The sequence below is a fragment of the Kribbella sp. NPDC043289 genome (genome assembly GCF_056436705.1).
Genome location: NZ_JBWKCB010000005.1, coordinates 511,200 through 530,279, shown reverse-complemented (window position 1 = coordinate 530,279; position 19,080 = coordinate 511,200). Strand labels below are relative to the sequence as shown.

The following is a 19,080-nucleotide window of genomic DNA, read 5'->3' as shown; positions in this document are numbered from 1 at the left end:
CGTCGGCGCATGGAGTTGCCAGCTCGCCGCCGGGTGCGGCTGTGGTTCGGAGAGCACCAGCTCGCGGAGTACGTCGGTGAACCTGCCGCGGCGTGCCGGTACGAGGCGGCGATGCGGCGCCGTTTCCCCGGTTTGACGATCACCAACGACCCGCTCACGATCGCCGCGGACCAGTCGAGTTACAGCCTTCCTGACCTGCACCGATAGGCTTTGCCAGGTGACGCAGCATGAGTTGGTCCTGGTCGTTGACTTCGGAGCGCAGTACGCGCAGCTGATCGCCCGCCGGGTGCGCGAGGCGAACGTGTACTCCGAGATCGTGCCGCACTCGATGCCGGTCGAGGAGATGCTCGCCAAAGGCCCGAAGGCGATCATCCTGTCCGGCGGTCCGCAGTCGGTGTACGCCGACGGTGCGCCGCGGGTCGACTCGGGGCTGTTCGAGGCCGGCGTCCCGGCGTTCGGGATCTGCTACGGGTTCCAGGCGATGGCGCAGACGCTCGGCGGCGAGGTCCGGCGTACCGGACTGCGTGAGTTCGGCCGGACGCCGGTCGCCGTGAGCGAGGCGGGGACGCTGCTGGCCGGCATCCCCGAGGAGCTGAACGTGTGGATGTCCCACGGCGACGCGGTGCACGCGCCGCCCGCGGGGTTCGCCGTGCTGGCCGCGTCCGAGGGCGCGCCGGTGGCCGCGTTCGAGGACCTGGACCGCAAGTTCGCGGGCGTGCAGTGGCACCCGGAGGTCCTGCACTCGCAGGCCGGGCAGGCCGTGCTCGAGCACTTCCTGTTCGAGATCGCCGGCTGCAAGGGCGACTGGACGACGTCCAACGTCGTCGAGGAGCAGGTCGAGCTGATCCGCGAGCAGGTCGGCGACAAGCAGGTGCTGTGCGCGCTGTCCGGCGGTGTCGACTCCGCGGTCGCGGCCGCGCTGGTGCACAAAGCGATCGGCGACCAGCTGACCTGCGTGTACGTCGACCACGGTCTGCAGCGGGCCGGTGAGTCCGAGCAGATCGAGAAGGACTTCGTCGCCGCGATCGGGATCCGGCTCGAGGCGATCGACGCCGAGGAGCAGTTCCTGACCGCGCTGGCCGGCGTCACCGACCCGGAGCAGAAGCGGAAGATCGTCGGCCGCGAGTTCATCCGGACCTTCGAGGCGACCGCGCGCAAGGTGGACGCCGAGCGGCACATCGAATTCCTGGTCCAGGGCACGCTGTACCCGGACGTCGTCGAGTCCGGCGGCGGTGCGGGCGCGGCGAACATCAAGTCGCACCACAACGTCGGCGGACTGCCGGACGACCTGCAGTTCAGCCTGATCGAGCCGCTGCGGACGCTGTTCAAGGACGAGGTCCGCGAGCTCGGGCTGGCGCTCGGCCTGCCGGAGACGATGGTCTACCGGCACCCGTTCCCGGGCCCGGGGCTGAGCATCCGGATCATCGGCGAGGTCACCCGCGAGCGGCTGGACATCCTCCGCGCCGCCGACCTGATCGCCCGCAACGAGCTCACCGCGGCCGGCCTGGACCGCGACATCTGGCAGTTCCCGGTGGTCCTCCTGGCCGACGTCCGCTCGGTCGGCGTCCAGGGCGACGGCCGCACGTACGGCCACCCCGTCGTCCTCCGCCCGGTCACCAGCGAGGACGCCATGACCGCCGACTGGGCCCGCCTCCCGTACGACGTCATCGAACGCATCTCCACCCGCATCACCAACGAGGTCGACGAGATCAACCGAGTCACCCTCGACGTCACCAGCAAACCCCCGGGCACCATCGAGTGGGAGTGATCCCACTCGGCACGATGTGAGTAGCTACCGGGGGCGTTGGGACTCGATGCCGTCGAGGAGGCGGTCGAGGCCGTAGCGGTACGAGTCGGCGGCGGCGTCGCGGGTGGTGGACTGGTAGCCGTTCGCGTTCCAGATCGCCGTCATCGCGGGATGCCGGTCGACATCGAAGTACGACTCCCAGAGGTCGTTTCGTTCGTACCACCAGGCGTCGTTGGTCTGACCGGTGCTGCGCTCCACGAGCTGGCTCTCCGCCTCCAGGCTGGCCGCGGAGTCGACGTACGTCGTGATCGCGAGCGCGGCCGTGTTGGTCTCGACGGGGCTGAGCTCCAGACCGAGCAGCGCGGACAGCAGGTACTCGCGGGCCGCGAGCATGCCCGGGCCGACCGGCGGGCGGATCGTCGAGACCTGCGACAACCACAGGTGCCGCTGGAACATCGCGCGGGTCTGCTGCGAGTAGATCTCCACCTGGTCGCGCCAATCGTCCGGCCGCGGTTCGCCCGGACCGGGGAGTTCGCGCTCGCCGAGGACCTGGTCGACCATCAGGTCGAGCAACTCCTCCTTCGACGGCACGTACGTGTAGAGCGTCATCGTGCCGACGCCGAGCTCCTTGGCCAGCCCGCCCATCGATGCCGCCGTTAGCCCCTGCTCGTCCGCGAGCCGGATGCCTGCCCGAATGACGTCGTCCACGCTCAGCGACGGTCGTCGGCCGGCTCCGCGGCGCCGCGCCTCGACGGGTCCGTCGGTCGCGGTCTGCCGGTGGTTCCGCCACAGCAACGCCAGCGTCCGGTCCGGCTGCCCCTCACCACTCCGCCGTTCACTCACGGACCAACGATAGGCGGTCGCTCCAATTCTCGTATACCCTACGGGAATTCCGATTCGAGGGAGGACAGGGATGACGATCCTGGTGACCGGTGCGACCGCGAGTGTGGGGCGGTTGCTGGTCGACGAACTGGTGTCGGCGGGCGCGCCGGTGCGCGCGCTGACCAACAATCCGGCCCGGGCCGCGCTGCCCGAGACTGTCGAGATCGCGCGCGGGTATCTGGGCAAGCCGGCGACACTGCCGGCCGCGCTCGCCGGTATCGACACGGTGTATCTCGCGCCGCTTCCGGCGTACGTCGACGACTTCGTGCGGTGTGCGCGGGAGGCCGGCGTACGGCGGGTCGTCGTACTGTCGGGGGAGCCTGCCGACTACGAGGCGCAGGGTGATCCGTCGACGTGGCACTACTACCGGATCGAGCGGGCGATCGAGGCGGGCGGCTTCGACTGGACGTTCCTGCGGCCGGGTCAGTTCATGAACAACACGCTCGACTGGGCGCCGTCGATCAAGGCCGAGGGGGTCGTGCGGGCGCCGTACGCCGGTGCTGTGCAGACGCCGATCGACCTCGGGGACATCGCGGCGGTGGCGCGCGTCGTCCTGCTGTCCGCGGAGTTCGGCGGCCGGAAGATCGTCATGAGCGGGCCGGAGGCGATCACGCAGCCGGAGCAGGTCGCACGGATCGCCGAGGCGATCGGGCGGGACGTCCGCTTCGAGGAACAGACGCCCGACGAGTACGTCGCGGCGCTGGCTCCGGCGATCGGCGAGGAGACGGCGCGCTGGCTGCTCGACGGCTTCCGGATGATGTCCGAATACGCGATGAAACCGGAGCCGGCGGTCGCGGACCTCACCGGGCACCCAGGGACGACGTACCGCGAGTGGGCACTCGCCAACGCCGCGACCTTCCGCTGACTGACAGGATCGCGGGTCGCGGGGCCGCCCGTTTGACGCAGTAAGGGAACGTATGTTCGACTGGGGATCATGAGATGGGCAGGTCAGCAGATCGACGTGGAGACCCCGGGCGCGTTGCCGGGGCTCGGGTCGATCGCGGGGCTGGTCCGATCGGTGACGACACCGGAGTTCCAGGGGATCACGTTCCACGAGGTGCTCGCGCGATCGGCGCTGAACTCGGTGCCGGGTTCGGCGCTGCCGTTCAACTGGACGATCAATCCGTACCGCGGGTGTACGCACGCCTGCCGGTACTGCTTCGCCCGGCCGACTCATACGTACCTCGAGCTCGACACGGGGCAGGACTTCGACCGGCAGATCGTCGTCAAGACGAATGTCGCCGAGGTCCTGCGCCGCGAGCTCGCGCGGCCGTCGTGGCGTCACGAAGAAGTTGCTTTGGGCACCAACACCGATCCGTACCAGCGGGCCGAGGGTCGCTATCGGTTGCTGCCGGGCATCATCGAGGCGCTGGCCGCCTCGGGCACGCCGCTGTCGATTCTCACCAAGGGCACGTTGCTCCGGCGCGATCTGGGGTTGTTGTCCGCTGCGTCCGCGGAGGTTTCGGTCGGTGTCGGCGTCTCGCTGGCCTTGGGTGACGAAGAGCTGCGTCGCCGCCTGGAGCCCGGCGTACCCTCTGTCCGTGGGCGTCTCGACCTGATCCGAGCCATCCGGGACGCCGACCTTCCGTGCGGTGTAATGGTTGCTCCGGTTCTTCCCTGGCTCACCGATTCGGCCGAGCAGTTGGATCATCTTCTCGGCCAGCTCGCGGACGCGGGCGCTACTGGCGTGACCACGCTGATCCTGCACCTGCGGCCGGGCGTGAAGGACTGGTTCATGCAGTGGCTCTCCCACGACCACCCTGAATTAGTCGGCCGCTACGAGTCGCTGTACGCCCATGGTGCGTACGCCGTTCCCAGCTTCCGCAAGGCCTTCGAGGAGAAGGCGCGACCGCTGCTGGACAAACACGGCTTCGGTCGCGGCTCCAGTCATCGCGCCAAGCCCATCGCGGGTATGCACCCCAAGCCGTCTCCCCAACAAACCTTGTTCTAGCTGGGTCAGGCGAGGGTGAGGATCTGGGGGCCTTCGGGGGTGATGGCAACGGTGTGTTCGGCGTGGGCGCCGCGGGTGTGGTCGGCGGACCGCAGCGTCCAGCCGTCCTCGTCGATGACGTAAGTGGAGCCGGGGCCCGTCCAGAACCAGGGCTCGATCGCGAAGACGTGGCCGGCCCGGAGCCGGAGGCCGCGACCGGGGCGGCCGCCGTTCGGGACGTGGGGTTCCTCGTGCATCCGGCGTCCGACTCCGTGGCCGCCGAAGTCGAGGTTGGTACCGATGCCGGCGTGCTTGCCGACCCTGCCGATCGCCGCGCCGATGTCGCCGATGCGGTTGCCCTCGACCGCTGCCGCGATGCCCGCGGCGAGCGCTTCCTCGGTCGTCGCGATCAACTCGAGATCCTCGGCGCGCGGCGTACCGATGCAGAAGCTGATCGCCGAGTCGGCACACCACCCGTCGACCGACGCACCGCAGTCGACGTTCAGCAGGTCGCCGTCCTGCAGCCGCAGGTCGGTCGGCAGTCCGTGCAGTACGGCGTCGTTCACCGACGTACAGATCACTCCGCTGAACGGTGACGTCGCGAACCCGGGCTGGTACCCCTCGAACAACGACACGGCCCCCGCGGAGCGCAGGACGTCGCGGGCGACCTCGTCGAGTTCGCGCAACGACACCCCGGCCGCGGCCGCCTTCTTGACGGCCGCGAGTGCGTTCGCGACGACCCGTCCGGCCACGCGCATCTGTTCGATCTCCGCCGGCGTCTTCAGGTCGACCATGTCTGCCTCGGCTTCCGTAGGTGCATCGGGACCATTATCACCGGCCGAGTCCCAACCAATCGGCCGGAGTCAGCGTCTTCAACGGCAACAACGGGGTTTGGGGGGACGGGGATGGCGGTACGACGACGCGCGGTACTCGGCGGGATGCTCGCCGGGGCCGCCGCAGTGGCGACGAGCGGATGTCTCGCGGACACCTACGCGACGACGACCGCCGATCGGCCCACGCGGGCGCCGAAACCGGACAAGAAGCCGGACCGGATCACCGTGGTCGCGACCGGGGACGTGTTGTTGCACGAGCGCCTGTGGACGACCGCGAAACGTGACGGCGACTGGAACTTCGCCCCGTCGATGGCGAGCGTGAAACCCCTTGTCCAGAAAGCGGATCTCGCCATCGCGCACCTGGAGACCCCGCTCGCGCCGCTCGGCGGCCCGTACCACGGCGACCCGATGTTCCAGGGCCCGCCGCAGATCGCGACCGCCCTGAAGCAGACCGGTTACGACCTCTGCACGACCGCGAGCAACCACAGCTTCGACGGCGGCGCGGCCGGTGTCGACCGCACGCTCGACACCTTGGACAAGGTCGGTCTGAAGCATGCCGGCACCGCGCGGTCGCGGGCGGAGGCCGAGCAGATCACGATCGTCGACGTCGGGGGAGTGAAGGTCGCCTCGCTGAGCTTCACGTTCGGCTTCAACGGCCTGCCGTACCCGAACGGCGAGACGTGGCGCGCCGGCAAGATCAGCACGAAGTCGATCACGCTGAAGGCGCAGGAGGCCCGCGATCGCGGTGCCGATCTGGTGCTGGTCAGCTGCCACTGGGGCACGGAGTACTCGAACAAGCTCAACGACCAGCAGCGCGAGGTCGGCCCGCAACTGCTTGCCGACAGCAACATCGACCTCGTGATCGGCCACCACGCGCACGTCGTGCAGCCGATGCAGGAGATCGACGGCAAGTGGATCGCCTACGGCCACGGGAACCTGGTCGCCGCGCACCGCGAACCCGACAGCACCAAGGCCGAGGGTCTGCTGACCCGCTTCACCTTCACTCGGGACGGCAACCGGTGGAAGACCGAGGCCGAGTACGCCCCGCTGCTGATGACCGACGCGCTGCCGGTCCGCGTTCTCGACGTACGCCGGGAGCTCGCGAAGGGGGACTCGGTGGCGACGAGGAGCCGGCTCGAACTCGCGCAACGCCGGACCACGGAGACCGTCACCGCATTGGGCGCGACGCCGAAAATGCTTTGAGCCAAGGGCGCACCGGCCTCTAGGGTCGACGCATGATTACGTACTTCGTGATGGTCCGTCGTGCCCGCCTCCGGGCAGGCGAGGGGTGCCTGGGGATGGCATCCGCTCGATAGTCGTTGGGCCCAACGGGTTGTGGACGCGGCCGGGATCGAACCCGGCGAACTCGTCCTCGATGTCGGGGCCGGACTCGGTGCGCTGACCGCGCCGCTGGTCCGGGCCGGCGCCCGAGTGGTCGCCGTCGAACTCCATCCGGGTCGTGCCGAGCGGTTGCGCCGGCGGTTCGCGGACGCGCCGGTGACGGTCGTCCGCGCCGATGCCGGTGACCTGCGGTTGCCGTCGCGGCCGTTCCGGGTGGTGTCGAGTCCGCCGTACAACGTCTCCACCGCGTTGCTGAAGCGCTTGCTGGCCCCGGGTTCACGCCTGGTGTCGGCGGATCTGGTGCTGCAACGTCAGGTGGCGAACCGGTGGGTTCGCGGTGCCGCGCCCGGGGCGAACCGTTGGTTCCGCTCGTACGACCCGTCGATCGGGCTTCGCCTTCCCCGCAAGGCTTTCACCCCGCCTCCGCATGTCGACTCTGCAGTCCTCCTACTACGCAAACGCTGAAGCCGGAAAACATGGGCTGAGACCTGTTGCTACAGGTCTCAGCCCACTGTTTTGGGTCTCAGCCGTGCCAGGAGTTCCAGAGCGCGGCGTACGAGCCATTGCGGGCCACCAACTCGTCGTGGCTGCCCAGCTCGGTGATGTGGCCGTCTTCCACTACTGCGACGCGGTCGGCGTCGTGGGCGGTGTAGAGGCGGTGGGCGATCGCGATGACCGTCCTGCCGTCCAGGACCGCGGCCAGCGAGCGCTCCATGTGCCGTGCGGCGCGTGGGTCGATCAGTGACGTCGCCTCGTCGAGCACCAGGGTGTGCGGGTCGGCAAGGACCAGGCGAGCCAGCGCCAACTGCTGCGCCTGCGCAGGCGTCAGCGCCAGTTGGCCGGAGCCGACTCGAGTGTCGAGCCCGTCCGGCAACGCCTCCGCCCAGTCGCGCGCGTCGACGGCCGCCAGCGCCGCGATCAGCTCGTCATCGGTCGCCGTCGGCTTCGCCATCGACAGGTTGTCCCGCAGTGTGCCGACGAAGACGTGGTGTTCCTGCGTGACCAGCGCGACCTGCTTCCGCAGCTCGTCCAGCGGCAGGTCCGTCATCCCCACACCGCCAACCGTCACCGAACCGGTCCGCGGCGGGTGGATCCCCGCGACGAGCCGGCCCAGCGTCGACTTGCCGGCGCCCGACGGCCCGACCATCGCGATCCGCTCACCCGGCTGGATCGTCAGGTCCACACAGTGCAGCACGTCCCGACCCTCGACGTACGAAAACCGCACGTCGCGTGCCTCGACCAGCTCACCGTCCGGCCGGCGCCCTGATGGCGTCCGGTCGTCCGGTACGTCGCTGATGCCGAGCAACCGGGCGAACGCGGCACCGCCGGACTGGAGCTCGTCCAGCCACGAGAGCAGCCGGTCGACCGGGTCGATCAGCTGGTTCACGTACAGCACGGCGGCCGTCACGGCGCCGAGCGAGACGTGGCCGTTGATGTGCAGCCAGCCACCGAAGAGCAGCGTGCCGACGACGGGCACGAGGTACCCGAGCTCGGCCGCCGGGAAGTACACCGTCCGCAGGAACAGCGTGTACCGCTCCGCGTTGTACGAACCCCGGATGTCCACGTCACCACGCCGCACGCGGTCGTCGTACCGCCGGAGCGCCTCGACCGTCCGCGCACCTTCGACCGTCTCCGCGAGCGAGCTGGTCATCTGCGCGTACGCCGCGTTCTCGCGGAGGTACCCGTCCTTGGCGCGACGCAGGTACCACTTCGTGCTCAGCCAGAGCAACGGGACCATCGCGAGCAGCGGCACCAGCACCCAGACACCGACCAGCATCGTTGCGACCGCGGTGAAGATCACCGTGACGAACGCGATGATCGTCTCCGGCACCGCGAACCGCACGGTCCGCGACAACGTGTCGACGTCCCGCGAGGTGCGGGACAGCAGGTCACCGGTACCCGCCCGCTCGACCGTCCCGATCGGCAGCGCGAGCGCGTTGTCGACGAACTCCTCCCGGAGCTCGGCCAGCACCTGCTCGCCGAGCGCGAACGACTTGTACCGCGCCCAGCGGGTGAGTAGCGACTGCGCGACGATGAAGACGGCGATCACGACGATCACCTCGTTGACCTTGGTGGCGGTCGTGCCGTTCTGCACGTCCTCCACCAGGTCACCGATCAGCCGCGGCGCCGCGAGACCGGTCACCGCTGCCAGCCCGTGCAGCAGCAGGGCGACGGCCAGCGTGCGTGGGTGGCGCCGGGCCAGCCGCCGGGCGTGCCGACGGATCTCGGCCGACCCGGCAACGGGCAGGATCTGCCTCATCGCAGGGCCTCCTCTTCTTCGGTCTCAGCCTCGGCCTGTCGGGTGACAGTTCGGCGGTACTGCGGCTCGGACGCGAGCAGCTCACGGTGCCGACCGGTCGCGACGACTCGGCCGTCGGCGACGAAGATCACCTCGTCGGCGCGATCCAGCAGCAACGGGCTCGCGGTCAGTACGACGGTGCTCCGGCCGGACCGGTGGTCGCGCAGCCGGTCCGCGATCCGCGCCTCGGTGTGCGCGTCCACGGCGGACGTCGGCTCGACCAGGACCAGCACGGACGGGTCGGCGAGCAGCGCCCGCACCAGCACCAGCCGCTGGCGCTGTCCACCCGAGAACGACCGGCCCTTCTCCTCCACCTCGGAGTCGAGCCCGTCCGGCAGCGCGACGAGAACGTCCTCCGCGGACGCCGTACGCAGCGCGGCCATCAGTTCGTCATCGGTACGTCGGCCGCTCGGGTCCAGCTCCGCGCGCAGGAGGCCGGTGAACAGCTGGGAGCTCGTGTCGCTCACCAGGATCCGCTCGCGCAGATCCGCCCGCGTCGCACTGGCCAGCGTCACACCGCCGTACCGGACCTCGCTGGTGTCGTCGTACCGGCCCAGGCGGTCCGCGAGCTGACCGTAGGTGTCCGGCTCGGCGGAGACGATCGCGGTGAGCAGGCCGTCGCGGGCGCGAACGCCGGAGACCGGATCGACCAGGTCACCGTGCTCCGGCAGCCGGACCGGGGTCTCGGGCTCGGTGATGTCCGACTCCAGCTCCAGCACGCGGTTCACCCGGCCTGCGGCGACCAGGCCGCGCATCAGCTGGTTGGCGAACTCCGTCGCGGTCCGCAGCGGCAGCACGAGGAACGTCGCGTAGCCGTAGAAGGCCACCAGCGAACCGGCACTGAGGTCGCCGCGCAAGGCGAAGTGTGCGCCCAGGCCGACCACCAGCACGACGAAGATCCCCGGGAGCAGCACCTGGGCCGCGTCCAGCACGGACTGGATGCCGGCGACCTGGACGCCCGCCTTCCGCACCTGCTGCGACTCGCTGCGGTAGCGCCGCGAGAACGACTCCTCGCCGCCGATACCGCGCAGCACCCGCAGGCCGGCCACGATGTCCGAACCGAGTGAGTTCAGCTCGCCGACTGCCTCGCGCTGCGCGGACTGCCGCTTGTGCAGCGGCCGCAGCATCGGGCCCAGGGCGAACAGCATCAGCGGTACGCCGATCAGCACGACCAGGCCGAGCACGGTCGAGGACGACAGCAGGATCACCGCGACCACGAAGAACGCGACGATCGCGCCGGCGAACCGGGCCGAGATCTCCATCAGGTTCCCGATGTAGGACAGGTCGCCGGCGCCGATGCTGACCACTTCACCGGTGGCCAGCTGCTTCGGCAGCGTCGCGCCCAGGTCGGCGGACTTCCGCGTCACCACCTGGACCGTCCGGTACGCCGCGGTCAGCCAGTTGGTGACCGCGAACCGGTGCCGCAGGATGCCGGCCGCCGCCTGCACTATGCCGACCGCGAACAGCAACGCGGTCCACTGCAGCAGCCGCTCCCCGTCGCGGGCCGCGATGCCCTCGTCGATGGCCAGGCCGAGGATCGCCGGGATGAACGCCTGCGCGGCCATCCAGATGATGCCGAAGGCCATCCCGCCGGCGAGCGTGCGGGACTGACCGCGGGCCACCCACCACAGGTAGCGGGCCGGCGAGCGATGGTTCGGGACGCCGGGATCGGCGAGCGGCAGTTGTCTCATGGCCCACTCAGGCTAGGTCGCGCCTCGGACAGTTTGCATGCGAATTAATCGCGTCTGTGGACCCCCGGACCGGCTGCCGATGGCGACGTACCGGGCCGCGCAGTCTGGTGCGTGGTGACGGACGGTAGAGCTTCACCTTGCGTTGGGCAACGGGTTCCCGCCGGGCCATGTCCGGCCCCTGTCCTGGATCCATGTTGGTGATCGCGCATCGGGGAGCGAGTGGCTACCGCCCGGAACACACACCGGCGGCCTACCGGCTGGCCGCCCTGCAGGGCGCCGACTACCTGGAGCCGGACCTGGTCGCCACCCTCGACGGCATCCTGGTCTGCCGCCACGAGAACGAGATCTCGAGTACGACGGACGTCGCCGAGCACCCGGTCTTCGCGGACCGGAAGATCACCAAGATCGTCGACGGCACCGCGGTGACCGGCTGGTTCGTCGAGGACTTCACGTTCGCCGAGCTGCGCACGCTGCGCGCCCGGGAGCGGATGCCGGCGCTGCGCGCGAGCAACACGGCGTACGAGGGGCTGGAGGAGATCCCCACCTTCGACGAGGTGGTCGCGCTGGCGCGGCGGGAGTCCCTGCGGCTCGGGCGGCCGATCGGTGTGATCCCGGAGATCAAGCACCCGACGTACTTCCGGCGGCTCGGGCTGCCGCTGGAGGAGCTGCTGACCGAACGGATCCTGGCGCTGCGGCTGCGGGACGACGAGATCATGGTCCAGTCGTTCGAGCCGACCAGCCTGCGGCGGCTGTCGGTGATGACGCGGGTACCGCTGGTCCAGCTGATCGACGCCGAGAGTGCGCCGAACGACTTCCTGCGGACCGGCGACGGGCGCACGTACGCCGATCTGATCGAGCCGGCCGGGTTACGCGAGGTCGCGACGTACGCGCAGGTGCTGGCGCCGCACAAGGACCTGATCATCCCGCGCACCGCCGAGAACTGTCTCGGCGAACCCACTCGGCTGGTGGAGCAGGCGCACCGCGCCGGACTGAACGTCCAGGCGTGGACCTTCCGCGCCGAGCGCCGCTTCCTGCCCAGCGCCACGGACTACGCCACCGAGCTGACCCGGTTCGCGTCCCTGGGCCTCCAGGGCGTCTTCGCCGACCAGCCGGACCAGGCGGTCGAGACACTCCGCAAACGCGCCCTGAACGTGTAGCGGTGGGGTGACCGCTGCAGCAGTCACCCCACCTGGGTGGTCTTGGGGCGGCTACTGCGCCTCGTCCGAGGCGCAGGACCGGTCACGGGGCCTCCCGGCCTGGACTGAGGAGCGCAGGGAGCGTAGCGACCGGAGCGACGAGGGAAGGCCGGGAGTCACAGCCCCGTGACCGCGCCGGTGCCGGAGGCCCGGCCGAAAGTACTGTCATGCCGCCGGGGGCTTGTTGTTCGTGGTGGTGTCGTCGTAGAGGCGGGAAGCGATGTCCTGCTCGGTGGTGTCCTGGTGCTGGTTCACCGACTGCTGGACGTTCTGCCACACGGCCTTGCCGTCGGACTCGGGGATCACGATCCAGGCGACCGCGTAGCCGAGCAGGGCGGCGCCGCCGGTGATCAGGGTGAGGCCGACCCAGCCGAGGCGGACCAGGGTCACGTCGACGTTCAGGTACTCGGCGATGCCGCCGGAGACTCCGGAGAGCATCCGCTGGTTCGCGGACCGACGGAGGACCTTGCCGGACAGGTTCTGGAACGGTGCGTTGGAGTTCGTCATGTCTCTACTGTCCCGTTCGGGCACCCTGCGGCACATCAGGATCGGTACCGACCGACCCCTGATCCGACCCCGGGGCCGGAGATCCGGCGTCCCTGACGACTTTCGTGACAAGCCACCGCTCCGGCGCTCAGACTGGAGGAGTCGCCCGGTTCGGCAGAACTGTGAGAGACCTGATGAACCCACCGCACTCGACCGAGCTTCTGGAGCCGCCCGAGGACGACGTGGGCCTCAACACCACCGTTTCGCGCAGTCGATCGCGCAATGTGCTGGCGTCGGCCGCCGCGGTGACCACGGTGATCGCCGTCATCGGTGTCACCAACTTGCTGAGCACCAACGGCGGCGGCGGTCTGGTCACCACGCCCGAGCTGCTTCCGGAGCCGGTCGCGATGCGCGTGGTCGGCTTCGGGCACGCGGCGATCGCCGTACCGCGGGGGTGGGGCATGAACCTCAGCCGCTGCGGTATCCCGCGCCGCGACACCGTCCTGATCGACGACCCGAGCGCGGCGGGGGACTGCGATGTGCCGCGCCCTCCGGACGTCGACAGCGTGGAGCTCGACACCTCCCCACCGAACGGTTTCCACGTCGACCTGAGGTTCAGCATCAACGGAGTGGCAGCCGAGCGCACCTGGACCAGCTGTGGGGACGACGACGTGTGCTGGGGCGCGGTGGGCATCCCGGCCCTGAACGTCTGGTTCCGTGCCTCGTCGTCGACCAACGCCGCCGAGGTGGACGAGATCCTGGGCCGGATCGAGGTCCTTCCCGACCTGATCGGCGTACCCAGTGCCCGGTCCCTCGACGAGAGCGGGAACGGTACGGCGTACGCGCGGCGTCTGAAGCAGCTGGGCCTGGAAGTGGAGGTTCGCACGAGGACGTCCCTCGTCTACGAACCGGGCCGCGTCGTCAACGTCTCCCCAGCCCCTGGAACCATCCTGAATCCCGGCGAAACCGTCACGCTGACCGTCGTCAAGTAGGCGGAACTGTCGGCGGGGGTGCCTAGCGTTCGGGGTATGGATGCGGCGGCGGTGGTGAAGGTGATGGCGGGGTTGCCGGGCGCTGAGGAGCAGGAGGGGTGGGCGGGGCAGCCGGTCTTCAAGGTGAAGAACAAGAGCTTCGCGTACCTGTCCGAGGACCAGACCCGCATGCACCTGAAGGCCCTCCGTGAGGAGCAGGAGGCCCTGGTCGCCGAGGACCCGGCCGTGTACTCCGCCTCGTGGGCCGGCGGGCGCTTCGCGTGGCTTCTCGTCGAGCTGGAGCCGGCCGACGAGGAGGAGCTGCGCGAGCTCATCACCGAGGCGTGGCGGCTGACGGCACCGAAGTACCTGATCGCCCAGCTGACTCCGGGGGCCGGTGCGTAGGGTCGGGCTGGCTTGCACTCGTTTGGGTCGAGTGCTAATACTTGGTTAGCACTCCAAGGGTGAGAGTGATAAAAGCTCGTGCCCGCGGTGTGTGCAAGAAGACGGCTTCGATGAGGTGCCGGAGCGCGGCGGGACATGAGCGTCGCGGATCGGTGCCGTCCGTCGCGGGCATCGGCGCCGGCTGGACCACAAAGACTCGACGCGGGAGGACTCGCGGAGAATGCCCAAGCTGATTGCTTTCGATGAAGAGGCACGCCGTGGCCTCGAGCGGGGGATGAACACCCTCGCCGACGCGGTCAAGGTGACACTCGGCCCGAAGGGCCGCAACGTCGTGCTGGAGAAGAAGTGGGGCGCCCCCACGATCACCAACGACGGTGTCTCCATCGCCAAGGAGATCGAGCTCGAGGACCCGTACGAGAAGATCGGGGCCGAGCTTGTCAAGGAAGTTGCCAAGAAGACCGACGACGTCGCGGGTGACGGCACCACGACCGCCACCGTGCTGGCCCAGGCCCTCGTCCGCGAGGGACTGCGCAACGTTGCCGCGGGCGCGAACCCGATGGGCCTGAAGAAGGGCATCGAGAAGGCCACCGAGGCGGTCAGCGAGCAGCTGCTGTCGCTGGCCAAGGACGTCGAGACCCGGGAGCAGATCGCTTCCACGGCCTCGATTTCTGCCGCCGACAACCAGGTCGGCCAGATCATCGCCGAGGCGATGGACAAGGTCGGCAAGGAAGGCGTCATCACCGTCGAGGAGAGCAACACCTTCGGCCTCGAGCTCGAGCTCACCGAGGGTATGCGCTTCGACAAGGGGTACATCTCGCCGTACTTCGTGACCGACACCGAGCGGATGGAAGCGGTCCTCGACGACCCGTACATCCTGATCGTGAACAGCAAGATCTCGAGCATCAAGGACCTCGTCCCGGTGCTGGAGAAGGTCATGCAGACCGGCAAGCCGCTGGCCATCATCGCCGAGGACATCGAGGGCGAGGCGCTGGCGACCCTGGTCGTCAACAAGATCAAGGGCACCTTCAAGGCCGTCGCCGTCAAGGCGCCGGGCTTCGGTGACCGCCGCAAGGCCATGCTGGTCGACATCGCCGTCCTCACCGGCGGCGAGGTGATCTCCGAGGAGGTCGGCCTCAAGCTCGACACCGTCGACCTGGAGCTGCTCGGCCAGGCCCGCAAGATCGTCGTCACCAAGGACGAGACGACCATCGTCGAGGGCGAGGGCGACGCGGACCAGATCACCGGCCGGGTCAACCAGATCCGCGCCGAGATCGAGAAGTCGGACTCCGACTACGACCGCGAGAAGCTGCAGGAGCGGCTGGCCAAGCTGGCCGGTGGCGTTGCGGTGATCAAGGTCGGCGCGGCCACCGAGGTCGAGCTGAAGGAGCGCAAGCACCGCATCGAGGACGCCGTTCGCAACGCGAAGGCGGCCGTCGAGGAGGGCATCGTCGCCGGTGGTGGCGTCGCTCTTCTGCAGGCGTCCGTGGCGGCGTTCGAGAAGCTGGAGCTCGAGGGTGACGAGGCGACCGGTGCGCAGATCGTGCGCAAGGCCGTCGAGGCCCCGCTGAAGCAGATCGCCGTGAACGCCGGCCTCGAGGGTGGCGTCGTGGTGGAGAAGGTTCGCAACCTCGAGCCGGGCTGGGGCCTCAACGCCGCGACCGGTGAGTACGTCGACCTGATCGCCACCGGCATCATCGACCCGGCCAAGGTGACCCGGTCCGCGCTGCAGAACGCGGCGTCGATCGCGGCCCTGTTCCTCACCACCGAGGCCGTCATCGCCGACAAGCCGGAGAAGGCCGCGGCCGCCCCCGGCGGCGCGCCCGACATGGGCGGCATGGACTTCTGATCCAGTAGTCCGACAGCACACAGCAACACCTCAACGGCCCCGAACCCAACGGTTCGGGGCCGTTGCCTGTCCCCGCCCCGTCCCGGAGCCCGCCGCACCACAACCGAGCGACCCAAACGCCCCGACGCCTCAACGGGGCGACGGAGCAACCGGTCAACGGCGCGACGAACCTTCACCTCACACGAGCTCTTCCCGTCCCCACACGAGGGGATAACCCCTCCAGGCAGGCCTTCTCCCCTCGCACACCACCCCAGAACCCCCACCACGAGCGGATAACCCCTCGCGTACCCCGCGGCCATCTCCCGAGCCCCTCCCACAGGCGAACTCGACCACACGCACCCGCCCGACCGCACCCGCCCGACCGCACCCGCCCGACCGCGCAGCGGAGCCCCCGCGCCGGATGGAGCACATGAATGGGGACCTTGGACAGGTACTGGTGACTGGGGACAGGCAATACCGGGTCTCCAGTCCCCGTTTCCTGTCCGAACCCCACCTGGCGCCGTCGCACTCGCGGGCTGTCGTACGGCGTCGCGCCGGTGCCGGCCGCCTAGCGCCACCCACCGTGACCGAGCGCGGTCACCGTCGTGCCGCAGGCCCGTGCGTCCCGCGTGCCGTGTGCGGCGAGGGTGCTGGCAGACTCGCGGCGTGGAACAGGTGCTGACACTCGTGGTGCGCGTCGAGAAGAACGCGCGGCCTTCGCAGACGGATGCTCTCGAGACGGCGGCGCGGGCGGTGCTGGCGATGCTGGCCGACGAGCGCTCGTCCGGCGAGGGCGAGTGGGCGGCGGCGATGACGGCCTGGCAGGACAACCGGATCCGGAAGATCACCAAGCGCGCCCGTGGAGCTGAGTGGCGCCGAGCCGAGGCGCTGCCCGGCATCACGGTGAGGGGAACCGGAGCAGGCACCGCGGAGCCGGGCGGTGCTGCGGAGCCGGGCGGTGTGTCGGGCGCTGCGGTGCCGGGTGCCGTGGAAGCGGGGACTGGGGCGGGTGGCGTGGAGCCGGGGACCGGTGCAGGCGCGGTGGGCGTGTCGGTGGCTGAGGTTCGGGTGTTTCCGCCTACGGGGGTGGATTCGGTGCCGGTGGACTTGTTCAAGCTTCAGGTGAGTGGCACGGACTTCGAGGACTCCGCGGAGCTTGCGGCGCCCGGACACGGCGTACCGGTGCTGTGGGTGAATCCGGATCTGGAGATGTCCAGTGGTAAGGCGATCGCGCAGTGCGGGCATGCGGCGCAGCTCGCGTGGTGGGGGCTGTCGTCAGCGGCGCGGAAGGAGTGGGAGGCGGCCGACTTCGCGCTGGCGGTGCGGACCGCCGGCCGCGCCCAGTGGCAGGAACTGCTGGCCACGCGTCTCCCCGTGGTGCAGGACGCCGGCTTCACCGAGATCGCTCCCGGCTCCCGTACCGTGATCGCCGATCATCCTTTGCTGACGCGGTAGTGCAGGTGGGTGACGCGGTCACCCTGGACCACCCGCGGATTGTCGAGCAGCACCTGCGGCCCCACGAAGTCGCCGAAGAACTTCACCCCGCTGCCGAAGACCACCGGTACGACGTTGTACGCGATGTCGTCGACCAGACCAGCGGCGAGCGCCTGACCGGTGATGTTGCCGCCGGTGACGACGACGTCGCGGTCGCCGGCGTGCTCTTTCGCCCGGGCGATGGTTTCCTCGACACTGTTGACGAAGGTGAACGGTGCGTCGGGGAACGGCCAGTCCGTCGGCGGCTGATGCGTGACGACGAAGACGTGGTCGCCGACCGACGGTACGCCGTCCCAGCCGTTCGTGATGTCGAAGAGATGCCGCCCGATGACGCACGACCCGACGTTCGGCCAGGTGGACTTCATGTACGCCGCACTCGCCTCACTCACGTGGAACGGCCGGCCCCGGTCGGTCCCGTACACCTCGACCGGCCCGTTGTTGTACCAGTCGAACAGCGGCCCGACCCCGTCCTCGGTGTCCGCCACGAACCCGTCGAGTGAAACGGCTGCCGACACGATCACGCGCCCCATGATCACTTCACCACCCGGTACGTCAGGTGCTGCGCCGCCGGCGTAGACACCGCCTCGATCAACTCCACTGCGAAACCAGCAGCAGGCTCGGCCGGGAATAACCGCGTGCCGGCACCGAGTACGACGGGTGCCACGTGCAACCGCAGTACGTCGGCCAGCCCTTCGGCGAGTACCGCGTGACAGATCTGACCGCCACCCATCACGACCACATCCTTGCCGCTGGCAACGTCCAGCGCCTGGGTGACTGCCTCGGCCGGGCTGCCGACGAAGCGGAACCGGTCGCCGAGCCGGGTCTTGACCGGCGGGGTGTGTGTGACGACGAAGATCGGTGGGTTGACCTCGCCGGTCGGTTTCGCGCCGTACCCCATCTCCTCGCTCCAGCCGTCCGGGGCGTCGATGATGTCGAACAGGTTCCGGCCCTGGACGACCGCGCCGCTCGCCTCGAAGGCCGCGTCGAGGACGGCGCGGTCCGCGTCGGTGCCGTGGAAGACCCAGTCGTGCAGGGCCATGCCGCCGTCACCGAGGCCGTTGCCGATCCCGACGTTCGGGCCGGTCACGTATCCGTCCAGGGACACCGAGATGTCCACCACGACCTGGGTCATCGCTCAGCCCTCCTTGGCGACGACTTCGGCGAGCCGGTCCATCGAGTCGCGGATGCCGTGCTCCATACCGGACTCGACGAACGCGTCCCGGCTCTCGACCGAGGGGAACACCGACTGCTGGTTCAGCCGGACACCGGTCGCGGTCGGCTCGAGCGTCGCCTTCTCCAGGCAGACCTCGCCCGGCGCGCCCTCCCACTCGAAGGTCTGGATGATCAGCTTGTCCTGGTCGACGGTGTGGAAGACGCCGCGGAACGCGTACTCACCGGAGTCGTCGCGGTGGATGTAGCGGTAGCGGCCGCCGGAGCGTACGTCGTACTCCTCGACGGTCATCTCGAGTTCGCGGGGGCCCATCCACTGCGCGACCAGGTCGCGGTCGGACATGACTCGGAACAGCTGCGCCGGCGTGGCGTCGAACTCCCGGGTGACCTCGACGAACGGGGTCCCGGCCGGGGTGTTGATGGTGGTCTCGCTCATTGGTCCTTCTCCTTCACGGTGTTGAGCAGCGCGTCCATCCGGCGGAAGCGGCGCTCGGTCTCGAGCCGGTACTCGTCGATCCAGCTCGTCAGGGCTTCGAGGGCGGCCGGCACCAGGTGGCACGGGCGGCGCTGGCCGTCCCGGGTCCTGGTGATCAGGCCGGCGGTCTCGAGCACCTGGATGTGCCGCGACACCGCCTGTTTCGTGATCGGGAAGGGTTCGGCCAGTTCGTTCACGGTGGCCGGGCCGCGCGACAGCCGGGCGATCATCGCCCGCCGGACCGGGTCGGCGAGTGCCGCGAAGGACCGGTCGAGCTGATCGCCGTCAATCGTCATCTTTATCAACCATTCCCTTGATCAACTGATAGGTTGACT

The 19,080-nt window shown here is 69.4% G+C and carries 20 protein-coding genes; 11 read left to right on the top strand and 9 right to left on the bottom strand.

Going from position 1 to position 19,080, the window contains the following annotated elements:
- Nucleotides 1-9 precede the first annotated feature (9 nt).
- Both AC0662_RS30300 and guaA read left to right on the top strand, forming a co-directional pair.
- Nucleotides 10-207: a hypothetical protein gene (locus AC0662_RS30300; RefSeq protein WP_452202972.1), complete on the top strand. Its 198-nt coding sequence runs from the start codon at nucleotides 10-12 to the stop codon at nucleotides 205-207.
- A 10-nt stretch (nucleotides 208-217) separates the two neighbouring features.
- Entirely contained in the window at nucleotides 218-1,768 is a 1,551-nt protein-coding gene (guaA, locus tag AC0662_RS30295) for a glutamine-hydrolyzing GMP synthase (protein ID WP_452202970.1), read from the top strand.
- 24 nt (nucleotides 1,769-1,792) lie between these two features.
- On the opposite strand, the gene AC0662_RS30290 is transcribed toward guaA, so the two are convergent.
- Complete coding sequence (locus tag AC0662_RS30290; RefSeq protein ID WP_478304900.1) at nucleotides 1,793-2,590, bottom strand: TetR/AcrR family transcriptional regulator; 798 nt, start codon at nucleotides 2,588-2,590, stop codon at nucleotides 1,793-1,795.
- 70 nt (nucleotides 2,591-2,660) lie between these two features.
- Between AC0662_RS30290 and AC0662_RS30285 the strand changes: the two genes are divergently transcribed.
- Both AC0662_RS30285 and AC0662_RS30280 read left to right on the top strand, forming a co-directional pair.
- Nucleotides 2,661-3,494 carry an NAD(P)H-binding protein gene (locus tag AC0662_RS30285; protein ID WP_478304898.1) on the top strand — a complete coding sequence of 278 codons (834 nt, stop codon included), beginning with the start codon at nucleotides 2,661-2,663 and terminating at the stop codon, nucleotides 3,492-3,494.
- Nucleotides 3,495-3,563: 69 nt separating this feature from the next.
- Complete coding sequence (locus tag AC0662_RS30280; RefSeq protein WP_478304896.1) at nucleotides 3,564-4,580, top strand: Rv2578c family radical SAM protein; 1,017 nt, start codon at nucleotides 3,564-3,566, stop codon at nucleotides 4,578-4,580.
- A 5-nt stretch (nucleotides 4,581-4,585) separates the two neighbouring features.
- On the opposite strand, the gene map is transcribed toward AC0662_RS30280, so the two are convergent.
- On the bottom strand, nucleotides 4,586-5,353 hold the full coding sequence (gene map, locus AC0662_RS30275; protein WP_478304894.1) for a type I methionyl aminopeptidase: 768 nt from the start codon (nucleotides 5,351-5,353) through the stop codon (nucleotides 4,586-4,588).
- Between the two features lie 111 nt (nucleotides 5,354-5,464).
- On the opposite strand from map, the gene AC0662_RS30270 reads away from it, so the two are divergent.
- Together AC0662_RS30270 and AC0662_RS30265 are read left to right on the top strand one after the other, a co-directional pair.
- Nucleotides 5,465-6,595: a CapA family protein gene (locus tag AC0662_RS30270; protein WP_478304892.1), complete on the top strand. Its 1,131-nt coding sequence runs from the start codon at nucleotides 5,465-5,467 to the stop codon at nucleotides 6,593-6,595.
- A 60-nt stretch (nucleotides 6,596-6,655) separates the two neighbouring features.
- A complete protein-coding gene (locus tag AC0662_RS30265; RefSeq protein ID WP_452202959.1) occupies nucleotides 6,656-7,198 on the top strand; it encodes a 23S rRNA (adenine(2058)-N(6))-methyltransferase Erm(C) in 543 nt (180 codons plus the stop codon).
- Nucleotides 7,199-7,256: 58 nt separating this feature from the next.
- On the opposite strand, the gene AC0662_RS30260 is transcribed toward AC0662_RS30265, so the two are convergent.
- Nucleotides 7,257-8,993 (bottom strand): ABC transporter ATP-binding protein, encoded by a 1,737-nt coding sequence (locus AC0662_RS30260; protein ID WP_478304890.1) that lies wholly within the window; start codon nucleotides 8,991-8,993, stop codon nucleotides 7,257-7,259.
- On the bottom strand, nucleotides 8,990-10,723 hold the full coding sequence (locus tag AC0662_RS30255) for an ABC transporter ATP-binding protein (protein WP_478304888.1): 1,734 nt from the start codon (nucleotides 10,721-10,723) through the stop codon (nucleotides 8,990-8,992). Before AC0662_RS30255 ends, AC0662_RS30260 begins: the two co-directional genes overlap by 4 nt.
- A 191-nt stretch (nucleotides 10,724-10,914) precedes the next feature.
- Here AC0662_RS30255 and AC0662_RS30250 point away from each other — a divergent pair, with 191 nt between their 5' ends.
- Nucleotides 10,915-11,880, top strand: a complete 966-nt coding sequence (locus AC0662_RS30250; RefSeq protein ID WP_478304886.1) for a glycerophosphodiester phosphodiesterase — start codon at nucleotides 10,915-10,917, stop codon at nucleotides 11,878-11,880.
- A gap of 204 nt (nucleotides 11,881-12,084) precedes the next feature.
- Here AC0662_RS30250 and AC0662_RS30245 read toward each other — a convergent pair whose 3' ends face one another.
- A complete protein-coding gene (locus AC0662_RS30245) occupies nucleotides 12,085-12,426 on the bottom strand; it encodes a PspC domain-containing protein (protein WP_452196795.1) in 342 nt (113 codons plus the stop codon).
- Nucleotides 12,427-12,599: 173 nt separating this feature from the next.
- Here AC0662_RS30245 and AC0662_RS30240 point away from each other — a divergent pair, with 173 nt between their 5' ends.
- From AC0662_RS30240 to AC0662_RS30225, 4 genes are all read left to right on the top strand, one after another.
- Nucleotides 12,600-13,397 (top strand): PASTA domain-containing protein, encoded by a 798-nt coding sequence (locus AC0662_RS30240; protein WP_478304884.1) that lies wholly within the window; start codon nucleotides 12,600-12,602, stop codon nucleotides 13,395-13,397.
- 36 nt (nucleotides 13,398-13,433) lie between these two features.
- Entirely contained in the window at nucleotides 13,434-13,781 is a 348-nt protein-coding gene (locus AC0662_RS30235; RefSeq protein WP_478304882.1) for an MmcQ/YjbR family DNA-binding protein, read from the top strand.
- A gap of 220 nt (nucleotides 13,782-14,001) precedes the next feature.
- Nucleotides 14,002-15,627: a chaperonin GroEL gene (groL, locus tag AC0662_RS30230; RefSeq protein ID WP_452196798.1), complete on the top strand. Its 1,626-nt coding sequence runs from the start codon at nucleotides 14,002-14,004 to the stop codon at nucleotides 15,625-15,627.
- A 645-nt stretch (nucleotides 15,628-16,272) separates the two neighbouring features.
- Nucleotides 16,273-17,061, top strand: coding sequence for an aminoacyl-tRNA hydrolase (locus AC0662_RS30225; protein ID WP_478304880.1), 789 nt, complete (start codon nucleotides 16,273-16,275; stop codon nucleotides 17,059-17,061).
- Here AC0662_RS30225 and AC0662_RS30220 read toward each other — a convergent pair.
- Genes AC0662_RS30220 through AC0662_RS30205 form a run of 4 tightly spaced genes read right to left on the bottom strand, consistent with a single transcriptional unit; the run spans nucleotide 17,040 to nucleotide 19,041 of the window.
- Entirely contained in the window at nucleotides 17,040-17,630 is a 591-nt protein-coding gene (locus AC0662_RS30220) for a dihydrofolate reductase family protein (protein WP_478304878.1), read from the bottom strand. The genes AC0662_RS30225 and AC0662_RS30220 overlap by 22 nt on opposite strands.
- A gap of 2 nt (nucleotides 17,631-17,632) precedes the next feature.
- A complete protein-coding gene (locus tag AC0662_RS30215; protein ID WP_478304876.1) occupies nucleotides 17,633-18,232 on the bottom strand; it encodes a dihydrofolate reductase family protein in 600 nt (199 codons plus the stop codon).
- Between the two features lie 3 nt (nucleotides 18,233-18,235).
- Nucleotides 18,236-18,706 (bottom strand): SRPBCC family protein, encoded by a 471-nt coding sequence (locus AC0662_RS30210; RefSeq protein WP_452196802.1) that lies wholly within the window; start codon nucleotides 18,704-18,706, stop codon nucleotides 18,236-18,238.
- Nucleotides 18,703-19,041, bottom strand: coding sequence for an ArsR/SmtB family transcription factor (locus tag AC0662_RS30205; protein WP_452196803.1), 339 nt, complete (start codon nucleotides 19,039-19,041; stop codon nucleotides 18,703-18,705). The genes AC0662_RS30210 and AC0662_RS30205 overlap by 4 nt, the downstream gene beginning before the upstream one ends.
- Nucleotides 19,042-19,080: the final 39 nt, after the last annotated feature.

Coding starts and splice junctions, on each gene's coding strand:
- AC0662_RS30300 (WP_452202972.1), top strand. CDS start 10: ATGGAGTTGCCAGCTCGCCGCCGGGTGCGGCTGTGGTTCGGAGAGCAC.
- AC0662_RS30285 (WP_478304898.1), top strand. CDS start 2,661: ATGACGATCCTGGTGACCGGTGCGACCGCGAGTGTGGGGCGGTTGCTG.
- AC0662_RS30280 (WP_478304896.1), top strand. CDS start 3,564: ATGAGATGGGCAGGTCAGCAGATCGACGTGGAGACCCCGGGCGCGTTG.
- map (WP_478304894.1), bottom strand. CDS start 5,353: ATGGTCGACCTGAAGACGCCGGCGGAGATCGAACAGATGCGCGTGGCC.
- AC0662_RS30270 (WP_478304892.1), top strand. CDS start 5,465: ATGGCGGTACGACGACGCGCGGTACTCGGCGGGATGCTCGCCGGGGCC.
- AC0662_RS30260 (WP_478304890.1), bottom strand. CDS start 8,993: ATGAGGCAGATCCTGCCCGTTGCCGGGTCGGCCGAGATCCGTCGGCAC.
- AC0662_RS30255 (WP_478304888.1), bottom strand. CDS start 10,723: ATGAGACAACTGCCGCTCGCCGATCCCGGCGTCCCGAACCATCGCTCG.
- AC0662_RS30250 (WP_478304886.1), top strand. CDS start 10,915: ATGTTGGTGATCGCGCATCGGGGAGCGAGTGGCTACCGCCCGGAACAC.
- AC0662_RS30245 (WP_452196795.1), bottom strand. CDS start 12,426: ATGACGAACTCCAACGCACCGTTCCAGAACCTGTCCGGCAAGGTCCTC.
- AC0662_RS30240 (WP_478304884.1), top strand. CDS start 12,600: ATGAACCCACCGCACTCGACCGAGCTTCTGGAGCCGCCCGAGGACGAC.
- AC0662_RS30235 (WP_478304882.1), top strand. CDS start 13,434: ATGGATGCGGCGGCGGTGGTGAAGGTGATGGCGGGGTTGCCGGGCGCT.
- groL (WP_452196798.1), top strand. CDS start 14,002: ATGCCCAAGCTGATTGCTTTCGATGAAGAGGCACGCCGTGGCCTCGAG.
- AC0662_RS30220 (WP_478304878.1), bottom strand. CDS start 17,630: ATGGGGCGCGTGATCGTGTCGGCAGCCGTTTCACTCGACGGGTTCGTG.
- AC0662_RS30215 (WP_478304876.1), bottom strand. CDS start 18,232: ATGACCCAGGTCGTGGTGGACATCTCGGTGTCCCTGGACGGATACGTG.
- AC0662_RS30210 (WP_452196802.1), bottom strand. CDS start 18,706: ATGAGCGAGACCACCATCAACACCCCGGCCGGGACCCCGTTCGTCGAG.
- AC0662_RS30205 (WP_452196803.1), bottom strand. CDS start 19,041: ATGACGATTGACGGCGATCAGCTCGACCGGTCCTTCGCGGCACTCGCC.